Origin of the sequence: Streptomyces sp. P3 (assembly GCF_003032475.1) — a bacterium.
GTDB lineage: Bacteria > Actinomycetota > Actinomycetes > Streptomycetales > Streptomycetaceae > Streptomyces.
This window is the reverse complement of sequence record NZ_CP028369.1, coordinates 871,097-889,435: the sequence shown is the minus strand read 5'-3', so window position 1 is coordinate 889,435 and position 18,339 is coordinate 871,097. Positions and strand designations below refer to the sequence as shown.

The 18,339-nt window shown below is 69.3% G+C and carries 15 protein-coding genes; 13 read left to right on the top strand and 2 right to left on the bottom strand.

Annotation, left to right across the window (positions count from 1 at the left end; translation table 11 throughout):
- Positions 1 to 2 precede the first annotated feature (2 nt).
- A complete protein-coding gene (locus tag C6376_RS03760; protein ID WP_107442086.1) occupies positions 3 to 2,435 on the top strand; it encodes an ABC transporter family substrate-binding protein in 2,433 nt (810 codons plus the stop codon).
- A gap of 162 nt (positions 2,436 to 2,597) precedes the next feature.
- A complete protein-coding gene (typA, locus tag C6376_RS03755; RefSeq protein WP_107442085.1) occupies positions 2,598 to 4,505 on the top strand; it encodes a translational GTPase TypA in 1,908 nt (635 codons plus the stop codon).
- A 206-nt stretch (positions 4,506 to 4,711) separates the two neighbouring features.
- On the opposite strand, the gene C6376_RS46325 is transcribed toward typA, so the two are convergent.
- Together C6376_RS46325 and C6376_RS46320 are read right to left on the bottom strand one after the other, a co-directional pair.
- Positions 4,712 to 4,840 (bottom strand): hypothetical protein, encoded by a 129-nt coding sequence (locus tag C6376_RS46325; RefSeq protein WP_319595600.1) that lies wholly within the window; start codon positions 4,838 to 4,840, stop codon positions 4,712 to 4,714.
- 51 nt (positions 4,841 to 4,891) lie between these two features.
- Positions 4,892 to 5,029, bottom strand: a complete 138-nt coding sequence (locus C6376_RS46320) for a hypothetical protein (RefSeq protein ID WP_159083144.1) — start codon at positions 5,027 to 5,029, stop codon at positions 4,892 to 4,894.
- 634 nt (positions 5,030 to 5,663) lie between these two features.
- Here C6376_RS46320 and C6376_RS03750 point away from each other — a divergent pair.
- From C6376_RS03750 to C6376_RS03700, 11 genes are all read left to right on the top strand, one after another.
- Positions 5,664 to 7,319 carry an ABC transporter substrate-binding protein gene (locus C6376_RS03750; protein WP_107442084.1) on the top strand — a complete coding sequence of 552 codons (1,656 nt, stop codon included), beginning with the start codon at positions 5,664 to 5,666 and terminating at the stop codon, positions 7,317 to 7,319.
- A 187-nt stretch (positions 7,320 to 7,506) separates the two neighbouring features.
- Positions 7,507 to 8,433, top strand: coding sequence for an ABC transporter permease (locus C6376_RS03745; protein ID WP_107442083.1), 927 nt, complete (start codon positions 7,507 to 7,509; stop codon positions 8,431 to 8,433).
- Positions 8,434 to 8,466: 33 nt separating this feature from the next.
- Positions 8,467 to 9,390, top strand: a complete 924-nt coding sequence (locus C6376_RS03740; RefSeq protein WP_107442082.1) for an ABC transporter permease — start codon at positions 8,467 to 8,469, stop codon at positions 9,388 to 9,390.
- Between the two features lie 51 nt (positions 9,391 to 9,441).
- Positions 9,442 to 10,488, top strand: a complete 1,047-nt coding sequence (locus tag C6376_RS03735; protein WP_107442081.1) for an ABC transporter ATP-binding protein — start codon at positions 9,442 to 9,444, stop codon at positions 10,486 to 10,488.
- Positions 10,481 to 11,629: an ABC transporter ATP-binding protein gene (locus tag C6376_RS03730; RefSeq protein ID WP_107442080.1), complete on the top strand. Its 1,149-nt coding sequence runs from the start codon at positions 10,481 to 10,483 to the stop codon at positions 11,627 to 11,629. The genes C6376_RS03735 and C6376_RS03730 overlap by 8 nt, the downstream gene beginning before the upstream one ends.
- A gap of 163 nt (positions 11,630 to 11,792) precedes the next feature.
- Entirely contained in the window at positions 11,793 to 12,218 is a 426-nt protein-coding gene (locus tag C6376_RS03725; RefSeq protein ID WP_107442079.1) for a VOC family protein, read from the top strand.
- Positions 12,219 to 12,655: 437 nt separating this feature from the next.
- Positions 12,656 to 14,296: an ABC transporter substrate-binding protein gene (locus C6376_RS03720; RefSeq protein WP_107442078.1), complete on the top strand. Its 1,641-nt coding sequence runs from the start codon at positions 12,656 to 12,658 to the stop codon at positions 14,294 to 14,296.
- Between the two features lie 6 nt (positions 14,297 to 14,302).
- Entirely contained in the window at positions 14,303 to 15,226 is a 924-nt protein-coding gene (locus C6376_RS03715; RefSeq protein WP_107442077.1) for an ABC transporter permease, read from the top strand.
- Positions 15,219 to 16,229, top strand: coding sequence for an ABC transporter permease (locus C6376_RS03710; protein ID WP_107442076.1), 1,011 nt, complete (start codon positions 15,219 to 15,221; stop codon positions 16,227 to 16,229). Before C6376_RS03715 ends, C6376_RS03710 begins: the two co-directional genes overlap by 8 nt.
- A 7-nt stretch (positions 16,230 to 16,236) precedes the next feature.
- Positions 16,237 to 17,220, top strand: coding sequence for an ABC transporter ATP-binding protein (locus C6376_RS03705; RefSeq protein ID WP_107442075.1), 984 nt, complete (start codon positions 16,237 to 16,239; stop codon positions 17,218 to 17,220).
- Positions 17,213 to 18,253: an ABC transporter ATP-binding protein gene (locus C6376_RS03700; RefSeq protein ID WP_107442074.1), complete on the top strand. Its 1,041-nt coding sequence runs from the start codon at positions 17,213 to 17,215 to the stop codon at positions 18,251 to 18,253. Before C6376_RS03705 ends, C6376_RS03700 begins: the two co-directional genes overlap by 8 nt.
- The last annotated feature ends 86 nt before the right edge of the window (positions 18,254 to 18,339 follow it).

Below are 18,339 nucleotides of genomic sequence, written 5' to 3'. Positions count from 1 at the left end.
AGATGTCGAAGTCCTGCGACAGCGTCGGACTGCGTTCGGTCATGCGCTCGGTCGCCTTCCTGTCCGCGGGCGTGCTCGCGGCGCCCCTGCTGACCGGCTGCGGGTCCACGGACGAGGCGGGCCGCCCGTTGGCCCGCCAGGACATCGCCCGGACCGCCCGCGCCCAGGTCGCCGACGGCGGGACGCTGCGCTGGGCCGTGGACGCGGTGCCCGAGACCCTCAACACCTTCCAGGCGGACGCCGACGCCGCCACGACCCGGGTCGCCCAGGCCGTGCTGCCGTCGATGTTCCGGATCGACGCGCAGGGCCGGCCGCAGCGCGACGCGGACTATCTGGAGTCCGCGAAGGTCGTCGACACCGAGCCCAAGCAGGTCGTCCTGTACAAGCTCAGCCAGCAGGCCGTCTGGAGCGACGGCCGGGAGATCGGCGCCGCCGACTTCGCCGCGCAGTGGCGCGCCCTGTCCGGCAAGGACAGCGCCTACTGGACCGCCCGCAACGCCGGCTACGAGCGCATCGAGAAGATCGAGCGCGGCGACGACGACCTGGAGGTCAGGGTCACCTTCAGCCGCCCGTACGCCGACTGGCGCTCGCTCTTCTCCCCGCTGTACCCGAAGGACGTCATGGGCACGCCGGACGCCTTCAACGACGGGGCGCGGCGCAAACTGAAGGTGAGCGCCGGTCCGTTCCGCGTACAGAAGGTCGACACCAAGAACCACCAGGTGCACCTCGCCCGCAACCCACGCTGGTGGGGCAGGCCGGCCAAGCTCTCCGAGATCACGCTGACGGCCGTCAAGCGCGACGAACGGGCCTCCGCGCTGGCCGCCGGGAAGATCGACCTGGCCGAGGTGGATCCGGCCACGGCGCAGCGCGTCGACGGCGCGGCGGGCGGGGCGGCGGGGCCGCCGGCCGACGCCGTCGCCGGCTCCGGGCGGGCCGCCGAGCAGACCCTGCGGGCGTGGGCCCGGGCCCACGGCCTGTCCGTGGCCGAGGACACGGACCAGGACGAGGACAGGGGCACGGAGAAGTCCGGGGCCGGGAACAAGGGCAAGGACGAGGCCAAGGACAAGCGCAAGGACCAGGGCGGGACCGGGGAGTCGGCCGAGGACGACCGGAAGGCGCTCACCGATCTGCGCAGGGCGGTCGCGCGGTTCGAGCAGCAGCAGAAGGCGCTGCGCGCCGTCGAGGTGCGCAGATCGCTGGAGCCCGCCTACACCCAGCTCGCCCTGAACGGTGAGACCGGCCCGCTCGCGGACGAGCGGGTGCGGCGGGCCGTGGCCCGGGCCCTGGACCGCGGGGAACTGGCCGAGCTCGTGCTGAAGCCGCTGAGGCTGCCCGCGGAGCCCGTCGGCAGCCACCTCGCTCTCGCCGGGCAGGACGTCTACGCCGACAACAGCGGAGCGATCGGCGACCAGGACGCCGCCGAGGCGCGGGCCCTGCTCGCGGACGCCGGCTGGGTGCTCGGCGGTCCGGTCAGGGAGAAGGGCGAGAAGGCGGCCGGCTCCGCGGGGAAGAAGGCGGCCGGCTCCACGCGGGAGAAGACCGGCGACTCCGAGGACGGCGACGGCACCTACGTCGTCGGCGAGGACGACAAGGCGCCCGGCGTGACCGGCCGCGGGGAGACGACCCGCGCGGCGGGCGGCGAGACGGCAAGGAACAGCGCCAGTGGCGCGGACGGCGGCCACCGGCTCGCCCAGGACGGCGCGCAGTACCGGCAGGCCGGCCGGGGCGGCTTCCCCGGCGCCTACGCCCCGATGGGCACCGCCGCCCCCAAGGGCTCCGGCGAGCCGACGGGCACCGCCGTCCCGAAGGCCTCCGCCGCCCCGGCCGGTACCGCGGGCAAGGCGCTGGCCAAGGACGGCAAGGCGCTCAGCCTGCGGTTCGTGCTGCCGTCCGGGCCCGGATCGGAGTCCCTCGAGGCGGTCGCCGAGCGGATCACGAAGATGCTGGCGAAGGTCGGCATCCGCACGGAGATCACCAAGGTCCCGGACGAGAGCTACTTCAAGGACCACATCGCGTCCGGCCAGTACGACCTCGCCCTTTACTCCTGGCCGGCCTCAGCCTTCCCCGCCACCGACGCCCGGCCGATCTACGCCAAGCCGCAGCCGGCCGCCGACGGCTCGCTCAGCGTCGAGCAGAACTACACACGGGTCGGCACCGACCAGGTCGACCAGCTGTTCGACCAGGCGCTCGCGACGCTGGACGAGGGCCGCAGCCGCTCCCTGCTCCGCAAGGCGGACTCGCGGATCTGGGCGGCTGCCGGATCGATTCCTCTCTACCAGCGCCCCCAGCTCACGGCGGTCCGCAAGAACGTGGTGAACGCGGGCGCATTCGGATTCCAGACCCCCGTCTACGAGGACATGGGCTTCCTGAAGAACAGCGTGAAGACCCCCTCCGGCCAGGCCGGGAGCCCCTCCGCGAGCGCCTCCCGCGAGTGATCGGGAGGTGAGCGGCCGGTGACCCCGGTGGCCCTGCGGAGGCCGTCCCCCGCAGGGCCACGTACCATGGGGTGAGGCCGTGGCGTGTCAAGCCCGGCAGGGCCCGCGTAACACAGACGTACGCAGCAGGGTCGCCCTCACACTCCGGGAGAACGCCGCTTTATGGCCACGCGCCACGACATTCGCAACGTAGCCATCGTCGCCCACGTCGACCACGGCAAGACGACTCTGGTCGATGCCATGCTCAAGCAGGCGGGCGCCTTCGCCGCGCACGCCGCCGAGTCGCTCGACGACCGCATGATGGACTCGAACGACCTGGAGCGTGAGAAGGGCATCACGATCCTCGCCAAGAACACGGCGGTGAAGTACCACCCCAAGGACGGGGGGGACGTCGTCACCATCAACATCATCGACACCCCCGGCCACGCCGACTTCGGCGGTGAGGTCGAGCGCGGCCTGTCGATGGTGGACGCCGTCGTGCTGCTGGTGGACGCCTCCGAGGGTCCGCTGCCCCAGACCCGCTTCGTGCTGCGCAAGGCGCTGCAGGCCCGCCTGCCCGTCATCCTGTGCATCAACAAGACGGACCGCCCGGACTCGCGCATCGACGAGGTCGTCAACGAGGCCTACGACCTCTTCCTCGACCTCGACGCCGACGAGGACCAGATCGAGTTCCCGATCGTCTACGCCTGCGCGCGGGACGGCGTCGCCTCGCTGACCAAGCCGGAGGACGGCACGGTCCCGAAGGACAGCGACAACCTGGAGCCCTTCTTCTCCACGATCCTGTCGCACGTCCCGGCCCCCGAGTACGACGAGGAGGCCCCGCTCCAGGCGCACGTCACCAACCTGGACGCCGACAACTTCCTCGGCCGTATCGCGCTGCTGCGCGTCGAGGAGGGCGAGCTCCGCAAGGGCCAGACCGTCACGTGGATCAAGCGTGACGGCTCGATGTCCAACGTGCGCATCACCGAGCTGCTGATGACCGAGGCGCTCACCCGCAAGCCCGCCGAGGTGGCGGGCCCCGGTGACATCTGCGCCGTGGCCGGCATCCCGGAGATCATGATCGGCGAGACCCTGGCCGACCCCGAGAACCCGGTCGCGCTGCCGCTCATCACGGTCGACGAGCCGGCGATCTCCATGACCATCGGCACCAACACCTCGCCGCTGGTCGGCCGTGGCGGCACCGGCAAGGGCGCCGACAACAAGGCCGCGGTCAAGGACCGCAAGGTCACGGCCCGTCAGGTCAAGGACCGCCTCGACCGCGAGCTGGTCGGTAACGTCTCGCTGCGCGTGCTCGACACCGAGCGTCCCGACGCCTGGGAGGTCCAGGGCCGTGGTGAGCTCGCGCTGGCCATCCTGGTCGAGCAGATGCGCCGCGAGGGCTTCGAGCTGACCATCGGCAAGCCGCAGGTGGTCACCAAGGACGTCGACGGCAAGGTCTACGAGCCCGTCGAGCGCATGACGATCGACGTGCCCGAGGAGCACATGGGCGCGGTCACGCAGCTCATGGGCGTCCGCAAGGGCCGGATGGACAACATGTCCAACCACGGCTCGGGCTGGGTCCGCATGGAGTTCGTCGTGCCGTCGCGCGGTCTCATCGGCTTCCGTACCGAGTTCCTGACCGGTACGCGCGGCACGGGCATCGCGCACTCCATCCACGAGGGCCACGAGCCGTGGTTCGGCACGCTGACGACCCGTAACAACGGCTCGCTGGTCGCCGACCGCGCCGGCGCCGTCACCGCGTTCGCGATGACGAACCTCCAGGAGCGCGGCGTGCTGTTCACCGACCCCGGCACCGAGGTGTACGAGGGCATGATCGTCGGCGAGAACTCGCGCTCCGACGACATGGACGTGAACATCACCAAGGAGAAGAAGCTCACGAACATGCGGTCCTCGTCGGCCGACTCGTTCGAGGCGATCGTGCCGCCGCGCAAGCTCTCGCTCGAGCAGTCGCTGGAGTTCTGCCGCGACGACGAGTGCGTCGAGGTGACCCCGGAGGCCGTGCGCATCCGCAAGGTCGTGCTCGACCAGCGCGACCGCGCCCGCACCGCCAGCCGCGCCAAGCACGGCTGATCAGCGCCGATCACGGCGGATCAGCGCCAAGCTCGGCTGATCCGCGGGCAGTTCACCGCTCCGGCATGTTCCGCAGCCCGGGTTCCCCCGTCACGGGGGCGCCCGGGTTCCGTGCGAACGGCCGCGGGCGGGGCTGCCGGACGGGGGTTGCGGGCGCGGCGACCGGGGCGACCGGCCCCGGGGAGGGCGCGGCCGTAAGGCCGTCGTCAGGGTTCGCGGACGGCTGGCGCCGCGATCCGCCGTACCGCCTCGGCGGCCGTGACCATCGCCCGGGCACCGCGGGCGGCGTCCCGGTAGTGGTCCGCGCGCACCGGCTCGGCGTCGTCCAGCCGCACGTGGACGGCGACGAGGCAGCCCCGGCTGCCGAACCGGGCCCGCTCACGCGGTCATTGACGGATGAGAGTGTGCGACGGCAGCACCGGGAAGCAGTTGCACACCGCGCGCCCTGCGGTCCGCGGCCGGCCGCGTGGACGCCGGATGCGCGGCGCGTTCGCCGCCGAGGTCAGATGCACGAACATCGCCATGGGCCCGCACGGTAGGCGTGCCCGGGATGCGGCGTCCGCGCCGATCGGGCCGGGGAGATGGCAAGGTGACGGCGGCCGGAAGGCCGCCGGGACCAGCAGGAGGCTGTGCGGCCGGTGTTAAGGAACACGTAGGGAAAACCCTTCGTTCTGCGCCGGGGGGTCCGCTTCGAGCCACTTTCCCTACTAGCCTGCTGTGTGAACGGAGAGTCTGCGCCGCGTCGGCGCGTCTCCGTGAGCCGCCGGGCGCCCCGTGTGGGGCGTGCCGAGCCGGCCCGTACGCCCGGGTGTGCGGGCGCAAGTGATTTTCCCCTTGTGGCGTCCGGAATGCGGACAGTGATCCCCGATAGATGTGTAACAAGTCCGTTTCGCAGGGATCTTTCTGCTAACTGTTTGTCCGGATTTTGGAAGAAGTACACGCCAGGTGTGATCGAACCGAGACCTCGTGGGTGTGGTTCGGTCAGATTCCATGCCAGATAGTTAGGCGCGTAGAGCTCGGGGTTGACGGGTCATGCGCTGCAGGGGGCGGCGACTCACGAGCCTGCGGGGGTACTCCACCTTCTCCGTCCTTGTCGACCGGGTGAGTGCTGTGTGCTCCCTTTTGCGGTGAAAACCAGGACTCACGAGGAGGAACCCCATGCGTGGTGCCAACAGCGCCAAGTGGGTGGCGGGGGCGATCGTCATTGCTCTCGCCGCGACTGCCTGTGGTGGCAGTGACGACGACAGCAGCAGCAGCAGCGGCAAGGGCTCGGGCAAGGCCGGCGGCACCTTCCGGCTGGGCATCACGGAGCCGGTCGCCATCGACCCGTACAACTCCCAGGAGTCCGAGGGCATCCTCGTCACGGACAACCTCTTCACGGGGCTGTACGAGCCGACCGCCGACGGCAAGGTCATTCCGGCCCTCGCCACCTCCAAGGAGGTCAGCGCGGACGGCAAGACCTGGACCTTCAAGATCAAGCCGGGCACCAAGTTCTCCAACGGCGAAGCGGTGGACGCCGAGGCGTTCATCCGCGGCTGGAACCGCGTGGTGCAGAAGACGGCGGCTTCCGACGTCGCGTACCACCTGGCCGGCATCGCGGGCTTCGAGGACGTCCAGGCGGGCAAGGCGCCCACCATGTCCGGCCTCAGTGCCCCGGACGCCAACACCCTCCAGGTGAAGCTCTCCGCCCCGGACTTCGAGTTCTACGTCAAGACCACGCACACGGTCTTCAGCCCGGTGCCCAAGGTCGCGGGCGACGCGAAGAACAAGACGTACAACGACGCGCCGATCGGCAACGGCCCCTTCAAGATGCAGGGCACCTGGCAGCACAACACGTCGATCACGCTCGTCCGCAACGACGGCTACGGTCTGACCAAGGCCAAGCTCGACGAGGTCAAGATCTCCATCCTCAACTCCAACAACGGCGTCACGCTGGAGTACCAGGGCTTCGAGGCGGGCACCTTCGACTGGGCCCGTATGCCCACCCCGCAGCTGCCGGCCGCCAAGGCCAAGTACGACGCGCAGGGTGAGTGGATCGACGAGAACACGAACGGGATGAACTACCTTCTCCCGATCACCGACAACGGTCCGCTGAAGGACAAGAAGGCCCGCGAGGCCATCTCGTACGCCATCGACCGGGACGCCATCATCAAGGGCGTCTTCCAGGGCATGCAGACCAAGTCGACGACGATCCTGCCGCCCGCCTTCGCCAGCGTGTACCAGAAGGACCTGTGCCAGTCCTGCATCAAGTCGGACCCGGCGAAGGCCAAGCAGCTCGCGAAGGAGGCCGGTCTCACCCCCGGCACCACCCTCGAGCTCGGCTACAACACGGGCGCGGGCCACGAGGAGTGGATCCAGGCCGTCAAGCAGCAGGTCGAGAAGGTCCTCGGCGTGAAGGTGAAGGCGACCGGCAAGCCGTTCGCCGAGCTGCTCGCCGACCAGCAGAAGGCGGGCGCCACGGGCATGTACCGCTTCGCGTGGGGCGCTGACTACCCGACGCCGGACAACTTCCTGTACCCGCTGCTCGACACCGCGTCCATCAACAAGGACGCGTCGGGCAAGGTCACCGGTGACAACCGCGGCCGTTACAGCAACCCGGCGTTCGACGCCCTGCTGGCCAAGGCCCGCGCCACCGAGGCCGAGGCCGGCCGCAACGACCTGTACAAGCAGGCGGAGAAGCTCGCCATGGACGACATGGCCCTGATCCCGCTGTGGAACCGCACCCAGCTGCGTCTCGCCAACACCAAGAAGTTCGCCGACATCAAGATGGACTTCCACGAGGACCCGAACCTCGCCGAGATCAGCATGAAGTAACCGGGCGCCGCGCAACGCGGCGTCTGGAGACGGGGGCCGTGGGAACCGGGACGCAGTCTCGGATGCCACGGCCCTCGACGACCGTCGGGAGCGGTGTGATCCACTCTCCCGCCCCTTACCCCTACCGCCCCACCAACCTGGGGAGAGGGAGCTGCCACGAAGCGGCAGCGAGGCAGAGAGGCAAGACATGGGAAGGTATGTGGTCCGCAGGCTGGGCCAGTTGGTCGTCGTCGTGCTCGGAGCGACGATGATCCTGTTCGCCTGCCTGTTCGTGCTCCCGGGTGACCCGGTCGGGCAGATCGCGGGCAGCGACAAGGCACGCGACCCCGCGGTGATCGCCCAGCTGCACAAGCAGTACGGACTCGACGACCCGCTGATCGTGCAGTACGGCAACTACGTGGGCAAACTCGTCCAGGGAGACCTCGGCCAGGACTACACGCAGAGCCGGCCGGTCTCCGAGATCCTCGGTCCGAAGCTGGCCAACACGGCCAAGCTGGCCGTCGCCGCGATCGTGCTCGACATCATCATCGGCATCTCGGTCGGTGTGCTGGCGGCGATGCGCAGGTACTCGATCTGGGACGTGTCGGCGACGTTCATCACCACTCTGGCGATCGGCGTCCCCTCCATCGTGCTCGGCATGATCATGCAGCGTGTCTTCGTCATCGAGCTGGGCTGGTTCCCGCTGATCGCCGACGACAGCTTCAACTCGCTGGTCCTGCCGGCCGTGACGCTGGCGATCATCGACGCGGCACTCGTCGCCCAGCTGGCCCGCAGCACGATGCTCGAAGTCCTGGGCGCCGACTACGTCAAGACGGCCGTGGCCAAGGGACTTCCCCGGCGCACGGTGCTCTCGCGGCACATCCTGCGCAACTCGGTCATCCCCGTGATCACCTATCTGGGCATCTCCTTCGGTGGTCTCCTCGGCGGAGCGATCATCACCGAGACGATCTTCAACTGGAACGGCATCGGTCTCGCGCTGATCCAGGCGATCCAGCAGAACAACAACCCCGTCATCGTGGGCGTGGTGACCATCAGCGTGGCGGTCTTCGTCGTGCTGAACCTGGTCGTCGACCTGCTGTACGCCGCTCTGGACCCGCGTATCCGACTGGCCTGACCCGTAGGGCCGCCCCCATCTAGGAGTCACACCATGACCGAACTCGCCACAGGCGCGGGCGAGCCGAAGACGGCCGACCCCGTCTCGGCCCCCCAGGGCGCCGAACCCAGCGTCGTCAGGGTCAGCCAGTGGTCCGACATCCGGCACCGCTTCGTGCAGAACAAGCTCGCCGTGCTCGGCCTGGCCATCATCGTCGTCCTCATCCTCGCCGCGATATTCGCGCCCCTGCTCGCGCCGCACGACCCCCTCGAGCAGGACCTGAACGCGACCCTGCAGTCCCCGGGCGCGGACCACTGGCTCGGCACCGACTCGCTCGGCCGCGACCAGCTCTCCCGCCTCATCTACGGCAGCCGCATCGCCATGATCGTCGGTCTCGCCTCGATCCTCGTCGCGATGACCCTCGGCATCCTCTTCGGCGCGCTGGCCGGTTACTACGGCCGCTGGCTGGACACCGTGATCATGCGCGTGGCGGACATCTTCTTCGCCTTCCCGCTGCTGATCGGCGCCATCGTCATCATCCTGCTCATGGGCCGTGGCGTGATGCCGGTGGTCCTGTCGCTGGGCATCTTCTCCTGGGCGACGTTCGCCCGGCTGCTGCGCAGTCAGATCCTGTCGGTGCGTGAGATGGACTACGTGCACGCGGCGAAGGCGCTCGGCGCGAGCCAGGGCCGGATCATCCGCAAGCACATCCTGCCCAACTCGCTGACGTCGGTCCTGGTGTACGGCACCAGCAACGTCGGCATCGCGATCGTGGCCGAGGCGTCGCTGTCCTACCTGGGCGTCGGCGTCGACCCCGAGGTCGCGGAGTGGGGCAACATGATCGCCGCGGGCCGCGGGTTCATGGGAGTCAAGGACTTCATGTGGACCTACCCCAGCATCGCGATCGTCATCACCGCGCTGGGCTTCATCCTGCTGGGCAACGGCCTTCGCGACGCGCTCGACCCGAAGCTCCGGTGATCCGCAGCCATGAGTCGAACCCCCTTGAGCAAGCAAGACGAAGGTGATGGCATGACCAGCCTGGAGCAGGCTCCCTCGAACGCCGGGCCGGACGGTTCCGCGCCCCTTCTCGAAGTCCGCGACCTGCACGTGGAGTTCAAGATCCGTGACTCCGTGACCAAGGCGGTCAACGGTGTCAACTACAGCGTCAACGCGGGCGAGACGCTCGCCGTGCTGGGCGAGTCGGGCTCCGGCAAGTCCGTCACGGCGCAGGCCGTCATGGGCATCCTGGACAGCCCTCCCGGGCGGATCAGCAAGGGCGAGATCTTCTTCCAGGGCCAGGACATCCTGAGCCTGCCGGAGAGCGAGCGGCGCAAGCTGCGCGGCGCCAAGATGGCGATGATCTTCCAGGACGCGCTGTCGTCCCTCAACCCCGTGCTCTCCGTCGGCTTCCAGCTGGGCGAGATGTTCCGCGCCCACCAGGGGCTGTCCCGCAAGGACGCCAAGGGCAAGGCCATCGAGCTGATGGACCGGGTGCGCATACCCGCCGCGCGTCAGCGCGTCGGCGACTACCCGCACCAGTTCTCCGGCGGTATGCGCCAGCGCATCATGATCGCCATGGCACTGGCGATGGAACCGGACCTGATCATCGCCGACGAGCCGACCACCGCGCTCGACGTGACGGTCCAGGCCCAGGTCATGGACCTGCTCGCGGAGTTGCAGCGCGAGTACCAGATGGGTCTGATCCTCATCACCCACGACCTCGGCGTGGTCGCGGACGTGGCCGACAAGATCGCGGTCATGTACGCCGGCCGCATCGTGGAGACCGCGCCGGTGCACGAGCTGTACAAGCGCCCCGCGCACCCGTACACCCGCGGCCTGCTGGACTCGATCCCGCGCCTGGACCAGAAGGGCCAGGAGCTGTACGCGATCAAGGGTCTGCCGCCCAACCTGCTGAACATCCCCGCCGGTTGCGCCTTCAACCCGCGCTGCCCCAAGGCACAGGACATCTGCCGTACGGAGGTCCCGGCGCTGCTTCCGGTGACCGAGCAGGACGGCACCGAGCTGGTCGGCCGAGGTTCGGCATGCCACTTCTGGAAGGAGACGATCCATGGCTGAGCTCAGCAAGAACGACGAGCGCCAGGACGCCACACCGAACGTCTCCGAGGTGGAGGCCGTCGACGTGCAGTCGGAGACGGAGGCCGTCGCCGCGATCGAGGCTCCCGTCGAGCGCGGTGAGCCCATCCTCCAGGTCCGCAACCTGGTCAAGCACTTCCCGCTGACCCAGGGCATCCTGTTCAAGCGTCAGGTCGGCGCGGTCAAGGCCGTCGACGGGGTCTCGTTCGACCTCCACCAGGGCGAGACCCTGGGCATCGTCGGCGAGTCGGGCTGCGGCAAGTCGACGGTCGCCAAGCTCCTGCTGAACCTGGAGCAGGCCACCGCCGGAGAGATCTTCTACAAGGGCCAGGACATCACCAAGCTGTCCGGGCGTGCCCTCAAGGCGGTCCGGCGCAACATCCAGATGGTGTTCCAGGACCCGTACACCTCGCTCAACCCGCGGATGACGGTGGGCGACATCATCGGGGAGCCGTACGAGATCCACCCCGAGGTGGCCCCGAAGGGCGACCGGCGCCGTAAGGTCCAGGACCTGCTGGACGTCGTCGGACTCAACCCGGAGTACATCAACCGGTACCCGCACCAGTTCTCCGGCGGCCAGCGCCAGCGCATCGGCATCGCGCGCGGCCTCGCGCTCAACCCGGAGATCATCGTCTGCGACGAGCCGGTCTCGGCCCTGGACGTGTCGGTCCAGGCGCAGGTCATCAACCTGATGGAGCGACTGCAGGAGGAGTTCAACCTCTCCTACCTCTTCATCGCGCACGACCTGTCGATCGTCCGGCACATCTCGGACCGGGTCGGCGTGATGTACCTCGGCAAGATGGCCGAGATCGGCACGGACGAGCAGATCTACGAGCACCCGACGCACCCCTACACCCAGGCGCTGCTGTCGGCCGTGCCGGTGCCGGACCCGACGGCCCGCGAGCACCGCGAGCGGATCATCCTGTCCGGTGACGTCCCCTCCCCGGCCAACCCGCCCTCGGGCTGCCGCTTCCGCACCCGCTGCTGGAAGGCCGAGGACAAGTGCGCGCAGGAGGCGCCGCTGCTCGCGATCCCGGAGCGGTTCAAGGGCTCCGACTCGCAGGCCGCCCATGAGTCGGCCTGTCACTTCGCCGAGGAGAAGGACGTCGTCCACGCGGCCTGACGCCGAGCCGAGAGCTCACCCCCGTCCGCGGCCTCCGGCAGCCAGTGCTGCCGGAGGCCGCGGACGTCGGCGCACGTTCCCCACCTGTTTCCCCACCGGTTTCCCTGCCCCGACGTCCGCCCGCGCCGACCGGGCAGGCACGCGCAAGGCCAAGGACGACACGATGCTGCACCACGTCGAGCTGTGGGTCCCGGATCTGTCCCGGGCGTCGAGGGAGTGGGGCTGGCTGCTGGGCGGCCTCGGGTACGAGCTGTACCAGGACTGGGACCGGGGCCGCAGCTGGCGGCACGGTCCGACCTATCTCGTCGTCGAGCAGTCCCCGGCGATGCGGGACGACGGCGGCGGCCACGACCGGCTGCGCCCCGGCCTCAACCATCTCGCGTTCCACGCCGCGAGCCGGTCGGAACTCGACGCGCTGGTGGCACAGGCGCCCGCGCACGGCTGGACGCCCCTGTTCGCCGAGCGGTATCCGCATGCGGGGGGCCCGGAGCACTACGCGGGCTATCTGGAGAACTCCGACGGCTTCGAGGTCGAGCTGGTGGCCCACCCGCCCGCCGCCCACGACGAGCCCCGCCCGGACCCCGCGTAGCGCCCACCGCGCGCCCTGCCCTGCCCTCGCGCCCTGCCCTGCCCTCGCGCCCTGCCCCGCCCGGACCCCGCGTAACGCGCCGTCCTGCCCTCGCGCCCCGCCCGCGCCGCCGGCGGCCCATCAGGCTGCGTCGTGCCTCCGCGCGTCCCGCCACCGCGAGCCCTCGCGCCCCGCCTCTGCGCACCCCCGCCATCCGCGTGCCCCCGCGTCCCCACGCCCGCCCGCGCGTCCGTGTCCGCGTGCCCGCCGCAAGTGCCTCGCTTCCGCGTCCGCGCACCCGTTCGGTCGTCATGCGTCCGCGGCGTCCCATGCGTCCCGTGCGTCCGATGCACCCGTACGGACGGGTGAAAGTGCGTCGAATCGCTTATGTGTCGATATCACCTGGTAAAGGATCAGGTGACAGGGTGACAGGCGCGCAGTCAACGAGGAGGCATCCCATGCGTGGAGCCACGCACGCCAAGTGGGTCGCATGCGCGGCCGCGGCAGCGCTCACGGCGACGGCCTGCGGCGGCGGGGGGAGCGACAGCGGGAGCGGCAGCGGCGACGCCGGCGCGGTCCTCAGCTCCTCCTGGGGTGACCCGCAGAACCCGCTGGAGCCCGCCAACACCAACGAGGTGCAGGGTGGCAAGGTCCTCGACATGATCTTCCGGAGCCTGAAGCGGTACAACCCTGAGACCGGCGCGGCCGAGGACATGCTGGCAGAGAAGATCGCCACCACGGACTCGCAGAACTTCACCATCACGGTCAAGGACGGCTGGACGTTCAGCAACGGCGAGAAGGTGACGGCCAGTTCGTTCGTCGACGCCTGGAACTACGGCGCGAGCCTGAAGAACAACCAGAAGAACGCGTACTTCTTCGAGTACATCGACGGTTACGCCGCCACCCACCCCGCCGAGGGGGGCAAGCAGACCGCCGACACCCTCTCCGGGCTCAAGGTCGTCAACGACAAGACCTTCACCGTCAAGCTCACGCAGAAGTTCTCCACCTTCCCCGACACGCTGGGCTACCCCGCCTTCGCCCCGCTGCCGCAGTCCTTCTTCAGCGACCACGCCGGCTGGCTGAAGAAGCCGGTCGGCAACGGGCCCTACACGATCGCTTCCTACACCAAGGGCTCCCAGATGGAGCTGAAGAAGTGGGCGGGCTACCCCGGCCAGGACAAGGCGCAGAACGGCGGCGTGACCCTCAAGGTCTACACCGACAACAACACCGCCTACACCGACCTGATGGCCGGCAACCTCGACCTGGTCGACGACGTGCCCGCGGCCCAGCTCAAGAACGTCAAGGCCGACCTGGGGGACCGTTACCTCAACACCCCGGCCGGCATCATCCAGACCCTGGCGTTCCCGTTCTACGACAAGGAGTGGAACACCCCCGACTCGGACAAGGTCCGCACCGGCCTGTCCCGCGCGATCGACCGTGAACAGATCACCGACACGATCTTCCAGAAGACCCGTACCCCGGCCACCGACTGGACCTCGCCGGTGCTCGGCGAGGAGGGCGGCTTCAAGGAAGGCCTGTGCGGGGACGCCTGCGACTACGACCCCGCGGCCGCCAAGCAGCTCATCAAGGAGGGCGGCGGCCTCCCCGGCGGCCAGGTGAAGATCAGCTACAACGCGGACACCGGGTCCCACAAGCAGTGGGTCGACGCGGTCTGCAACTCGATCAACAACGCCCTCGACAACGACAAGGCCTGCGTCGGCAACCCGGTCGGCACCTTCGCCGACTTCCGCAACCAGATCACCGACCGGAAGATGAGCGGCCCGTTCCGGGCGGGGTGGCAGATGGACTACCCCCTCATCCAGAACTTCCTCCAGCCGCTCTACTACACGAACGCCTCCTCCAACGACGGCAAGTGGTCGAACAAGGACTTCGACACGCTGGTCAACCAGGCGAACGCCGAGACCGACACCGCCAAGGCCGTGCAGACCTTCCAGAAGGCCGAGGAGGTCGTCCGCGACAACATGGCCGCCATCCCGCTCTGGTACCAGAACGGCAGCGCCGGCTACTCGGAGCGGCTCTCGAACGTCAAGCTCAACCCGTTCTCCGTCCCGGTCTACAACGAGATCAAGGTCAGCTGATCCGCCGTGGGCCGGTATGTGATCCGGCGTCTGCTCCAGATGATCCCCGTGTTCATCGGGGCGACGCTGCTGATCTTCCTGATGGTGAACGTGATGGGCGACCCCATCGCCGGCCTGTGCGGTGACCGGCAGTGCGACCCGGCCACCGCCGCCCAGCTGAAGAAGGAGTTCGGCCTCGACAAGCCGGTGTGGCAGCAGTACCTGACCTACATGGGGAACGTCTTCACCGGAGACTTCGGTACGGCGTTCAACGGCCAGCCGGTCACCGAGCTGATGGCGACGGCGTTCCCGGTCACCATCCGGCTGACCATCGTCGCGATCGTCTTCGAGATCGTCATCGGCATCACCCTGGGCGTCGTGACGGGCCTGCGCCGGGGGCGGCCCGTCGACACCGGCGTCCTGCTGCTGACCCTCGTGGTCATCTCCGTCCCCACCTTCGTCACCGGTCTGCTGCTGCAACTGCTGCTCGGCGTGGAGTGGGGCTGGATCAAACCGTCGGTCTCCTCGGACGCCGAGTTCGGCGAACTGATCGTGCCGGGGCTGGTGCTGGCGTCGGTGTCACTGGCGTACGTCACCCGGCTGACCCGCACCTCGATCGCGGAGAACAAGCGGTCCGACTACGTCCGCACGGCCGTCGCCAAGGGGCTGCCGCGCCGCCGGGTCGTCACCCGGCATCTGCTGCGCAACTCCCTCATCCCGGTGGTCACCTTCATCGGCACCGACATCGGGGCCCTGATGGGCGGCGCGATCGTCACCGAGCGCATCTTCAACATCCACGGCGTGGGCTTCCAGCTCTACCAGGGGATCCTCCGCCAGAACACCCAGACCGTCGTCGGCTTCGTGACCGTCCTCGTCCTGGTGTTCCTGGTGGCCAACCTGCTGGTCGACCTCCTGTACGCCGTACTCGACCCGAGGATCCGCTATGCCTGAGCCGACGCCGGAGCATCATCTGCCGGGCGCGGGCCGCACGCCGGAGGACGGCGCCATCGCCGACACCGGCATGGGCGGTGCGATGGACCTCGCCACCGCGGAGGGGGAGACGCTGGAGAAGACCCCGGGCGGCCCGCAGGGCTCCGGCCCGTCCGAGAAGGCCCGCTCCCTGTGGTCCGACGCCTGGCGGGACCTGCGCCGCAACCCCGTCTTCATCATCTCGGGGCTGGTCATCCTGTTCCTGGTGTTCATCTCCCTGTGGCCCGGGTCCATCACCTGGCTGAGCCCCCTCAAGTGCGACCTGTCCAAGGCACAGGAGGGCTCCCAGCCCGGCCACCCCTTCGGCTTCGACGGTCAGGGCTGCGACGTCTACACACGCGTCGTCTACGGCGCCCGTACGTCCGTCACGGTCGGCGTCCTCGCCACGCTCGGCGTCGCGCTCTTCGGCAGCGTGCTCGGCGGCCTCGCCGGCTTCTTCGGCGGGTCGTGGGACGCGATCCTGTCCCGCGTCACCGACGTCTTCTTCGCCATTCCGGTCGTCCTCGGCGGCCTCGTCCTGCTCTCCGTGGTGACCAGCAACACCGTCTGGCCGGTCATCGGGTTCATGGTGCTGCTCGGCTGGCCGCAGATCTCCCGCATCGCCCGCGGTTCGGTGATCACGGCCAAGCAGAACGACTACGTCCAGGCGGCCCGTGCCCTCGGAGCCTCCCACTCCCGGCTGCTGCTGCGGCACATCACGCCCAACGCGGTCGCCCCGGTCATCGTCGTGGCGACCATCGCGCTCGGCACGTACATCGCGCTGGAGGCGACCCTGTCCTACCTCGGCGTCGGACTGAAACCGCCGACGGTCTCCTGGGGCATCGACATCTCCGCCGCCTCCCCGTACATCCGCAACGCCCCGCACGCCCTGCTGTGGCCCTCGGGCGCCCTGGCCCTCACGGTCCTGGCCTTCATCATGCTCGGCGACGCGGTCCGCGACGCCCTCGACCCGAAGCTGAGGTGACGGGCGGATGCTGCTCGAAGTGCGTGACCTGCACGTGGAGTTCCGCACCCGGGACGGGATCGCCCGGGCCGTCAACGGCGTCAGCTACGGCGTGGACGTGGGGGAGACGCTCGCGGTGCTCGGCGAGTCCGGGTCCGGCAAGTCCGTCACCGCCCAGGCGATCATGGGCATCCTCGACATGCCGCCCGGCCGGATCACCTCCGGCGAGGTCCTCTTCCAGGGCAGGGACCTGCTGAAGCTCAAGGAGGACGAGCGCCGCAAGGTGCGGGGGGCCGAGATGGCCATGATCTTCCAGGACGCCCTGTCGTCCCTGAACCCCGTGCTGTCGGTCGGCGACCAGCTGGGCGAGATGTTCGTCGTGCACCGCGGGATGTCGCGGAAGGACGCGCGCGCCAGGGCCGTGGAGCTGATGGACCGCGTCCGCATCCCGGCCGCCCGGGAACGGGTCAAGGACTACCCGCACCAGTTCTCCGGCGGCATGCGCCAGCGCATCATGATCGCGATGGCGATGGCCCTGGAACCGGCGCTGATCATCGCCGACGAGCCGACCACCGCGCTCGACGTGACGGTCCAGGCCCAGGTCATGGACCTGCTCGCGGAGTTGCAGCGCGAGTACCACATGGGCCTCATCCTCATCACCCATGACCTCGGCGTGGTCGCGGACGTCGCCGACCGCATCGCCGTCATGTACGCGGGCCGGATCGTCGAGTCGGCCCCCGTGCACGACATCTACAAGGCGCCGGCCCACCCCTACACCCGCGGCCTGCTCGACTCCATCCCGCGTCTCGACCAGAAGGGCCAGGAGCTCTACGCCATCAAGGGCCTGCCGCCGAACCTCATGCACATCCCGCCCGGCTGCGCCTTCAACCCGCGCTGCCCGATGGCCCGGCAGGTGTGCCGTACGGACGTCCCGCCGCTGTACGACGTCGAGGACTCCGACGCGGACCGCGCCAGCGCCTGCCACTTCTGGAGGGAGTGCCTGCATGGCTGAGCCGATTCTGGAGGTCAGCGGGCTGTTCAAGCACTATCCGCTGACCCGGGGCATCCTCTTCAAGAAGCAGGTCGGCGCGGTGAAGGCCGTCGACGGGGTCGACCTGGCCCTGCACCGCGGCGAGACCCTGGGCATCGTCGGGGAGTCGGGCTGCGGCAAGTCGACCGTCGCCAAGATGCTGGTCAACCTGGAGAAGCCGACGGCCGGCGAGATCCGCTACAAGGGCGAGGACATCACCAAGCTGTCCGGGCGTGCCCTCAAGGCGGTCCGGCGCAACATCCAGATGGTGTTCCAGGACCCGTACACCTCGCTCAACCCGCGGATGACGGTGGGCGACATCATCGGGGAGCCGTACGAGATCCATCCCGAGGTGGCGCCCAAGGGCGACCGGCGCCGCAAGGTCCAGGACCTGCTGGACGTCGTCGGACTCAACCCGGAGTACATCAACCGGTACCCGCACCAGTTCTCCGGCGGCCAGCGCCAGCGCATCGGCATCGCGCGGGGGCTGGCCCTGCGCCCCGAGGTGATCGTCGCCGACGAGCCGGTGTCCGCGCTGGACGTGTCGGTGCAGGCGCAGGTGATCAACCTGCTGGACCGGCTGCAGAGCGAGTTCGACCTGTCCTACCTGTTCATCGCGCACGACCTGTCGATCGTCCGGCACATCTCGGACCGGGTCGGGGTCATGTACCTCGGGCGGATCGTGGAGATCGGCCGCGACGCCGAGATCTACGACCATCCCACGCACCCGTACACCCAGGCCCTGCTGTCCGCGGTGCCCCTGCCGGACCCGGAGGCGCGCGAGCACCGGGAGCGGATCATCCTGGTCGGCGACGTGCCGTCGCCGACGAACATCCCCTCGGGCTGCCGCTTCCGCACCCGCTGCTGGAAGGCGCGGGAACGCTGCGCGCTGGAGGTGCCGGTGCTGGCCGTGCCGGCGGAGTTCCGCCATGCGACGGGGCCCGAGGCGCACGACTCGGCGTGTCACTTCGCCGAGCAGAAGCGGGTGGTCCCGCCGGAGGAACCGCAGGCCTGACGGAGACCGGGCGATCCGCCGCAACCGCACATTTGTACAGCAACCGCGTTAACACGCAGGCAACTTGGCCGACCCGATTCCGATAT

Coding starts and splice junctions, on each gene's coding strand:
- C6376_RS03760 (WP_107442086.1), top strand. CDS start 3: ATGTCGAAGTCCTGCGACAGCGTCGGACTGCGTTCGGTCATGCGCTCG.
- typA (WP_107442085.1), top strand. CDS start 2,598: ATGGCCACGCGCCACGACATTCGCAACGTAGCCATCGTCGCCCACGTC.
- C6376_RS46320 (WP_159083144.1), bottom strand. CDS start 5,029: ATGGCGATGTTCGTGCATCTGACCTCGGCGGCGAACGCGCCGCGCATC.
- C6376_RS03750 (WP_107442084.1), top strand. CDS start 5,664: ATGCGTGGTGCCAACAGCGCCAAGTGGGTGGCGGGGGCGATCGTCATT.
- C6376_RS03745 (WP_107442083.1), top strand. CDS start 7,507: ATGGGAAGGTATGTGGTCCGCAGGCTGGGCCAGTTGGTCGTCGTCGTG.
- C6376_RS03740 (WP_107442082.1), top strand. CDS start 8,467: ATGACCGAACTCGCCACAGGCGCGGGCGAGCCGAAGACGGCCGACCCC.
- C6376_RS03735 (WP_107442081.1), top strand. CDS start 9,442: ATGACCAGCCTGGAGCAGGCTCCCTCGAACGCCGGGCCGGACGGTTCC.
- C6376_RS03730 (WP_107442080.1), top strand. CDS start 10,481: ATGGCTGAGCTCAGCAAGAACGACGAGCGCCAGGACGCCACACCGAAC.
- C6376_RS03725 (WP_107442079.1), top strand. CDS start 11,793: ATGCTGCACCACGTCGAGCTGTGGGTCCCGGATCTGTCCCGGGCGTCG.
- C6376_RS03720 (WP_107442078.1), top strand. CDS start 12,656: ATGCGTGGAGCCACGCACGCCAAGTGGGTCGCATGCGCGGCCGCGGCA.
- C6376_RS03710 (WP_107442076.1), top strand. CDS start 15,219: ATGCCTGAGCCGACGCCGGAGCATCATCTGCCGGGCGCGGGCCGCACG.
- C6376_RS03705 (WP_107442075.1), top strand. CDS start 16,237: ATGCTGCTCGAAGTGCGTGACCTGCACGTGGAGTTCCGCACCCGGGAC.
- C6376_RS03700 (WP_107442074.1), top strand. CDS start 17,213: ATGGCTGAGCCGATTCTGGAGGTCAGCGGGCTGTTCAAGCACTATCCG.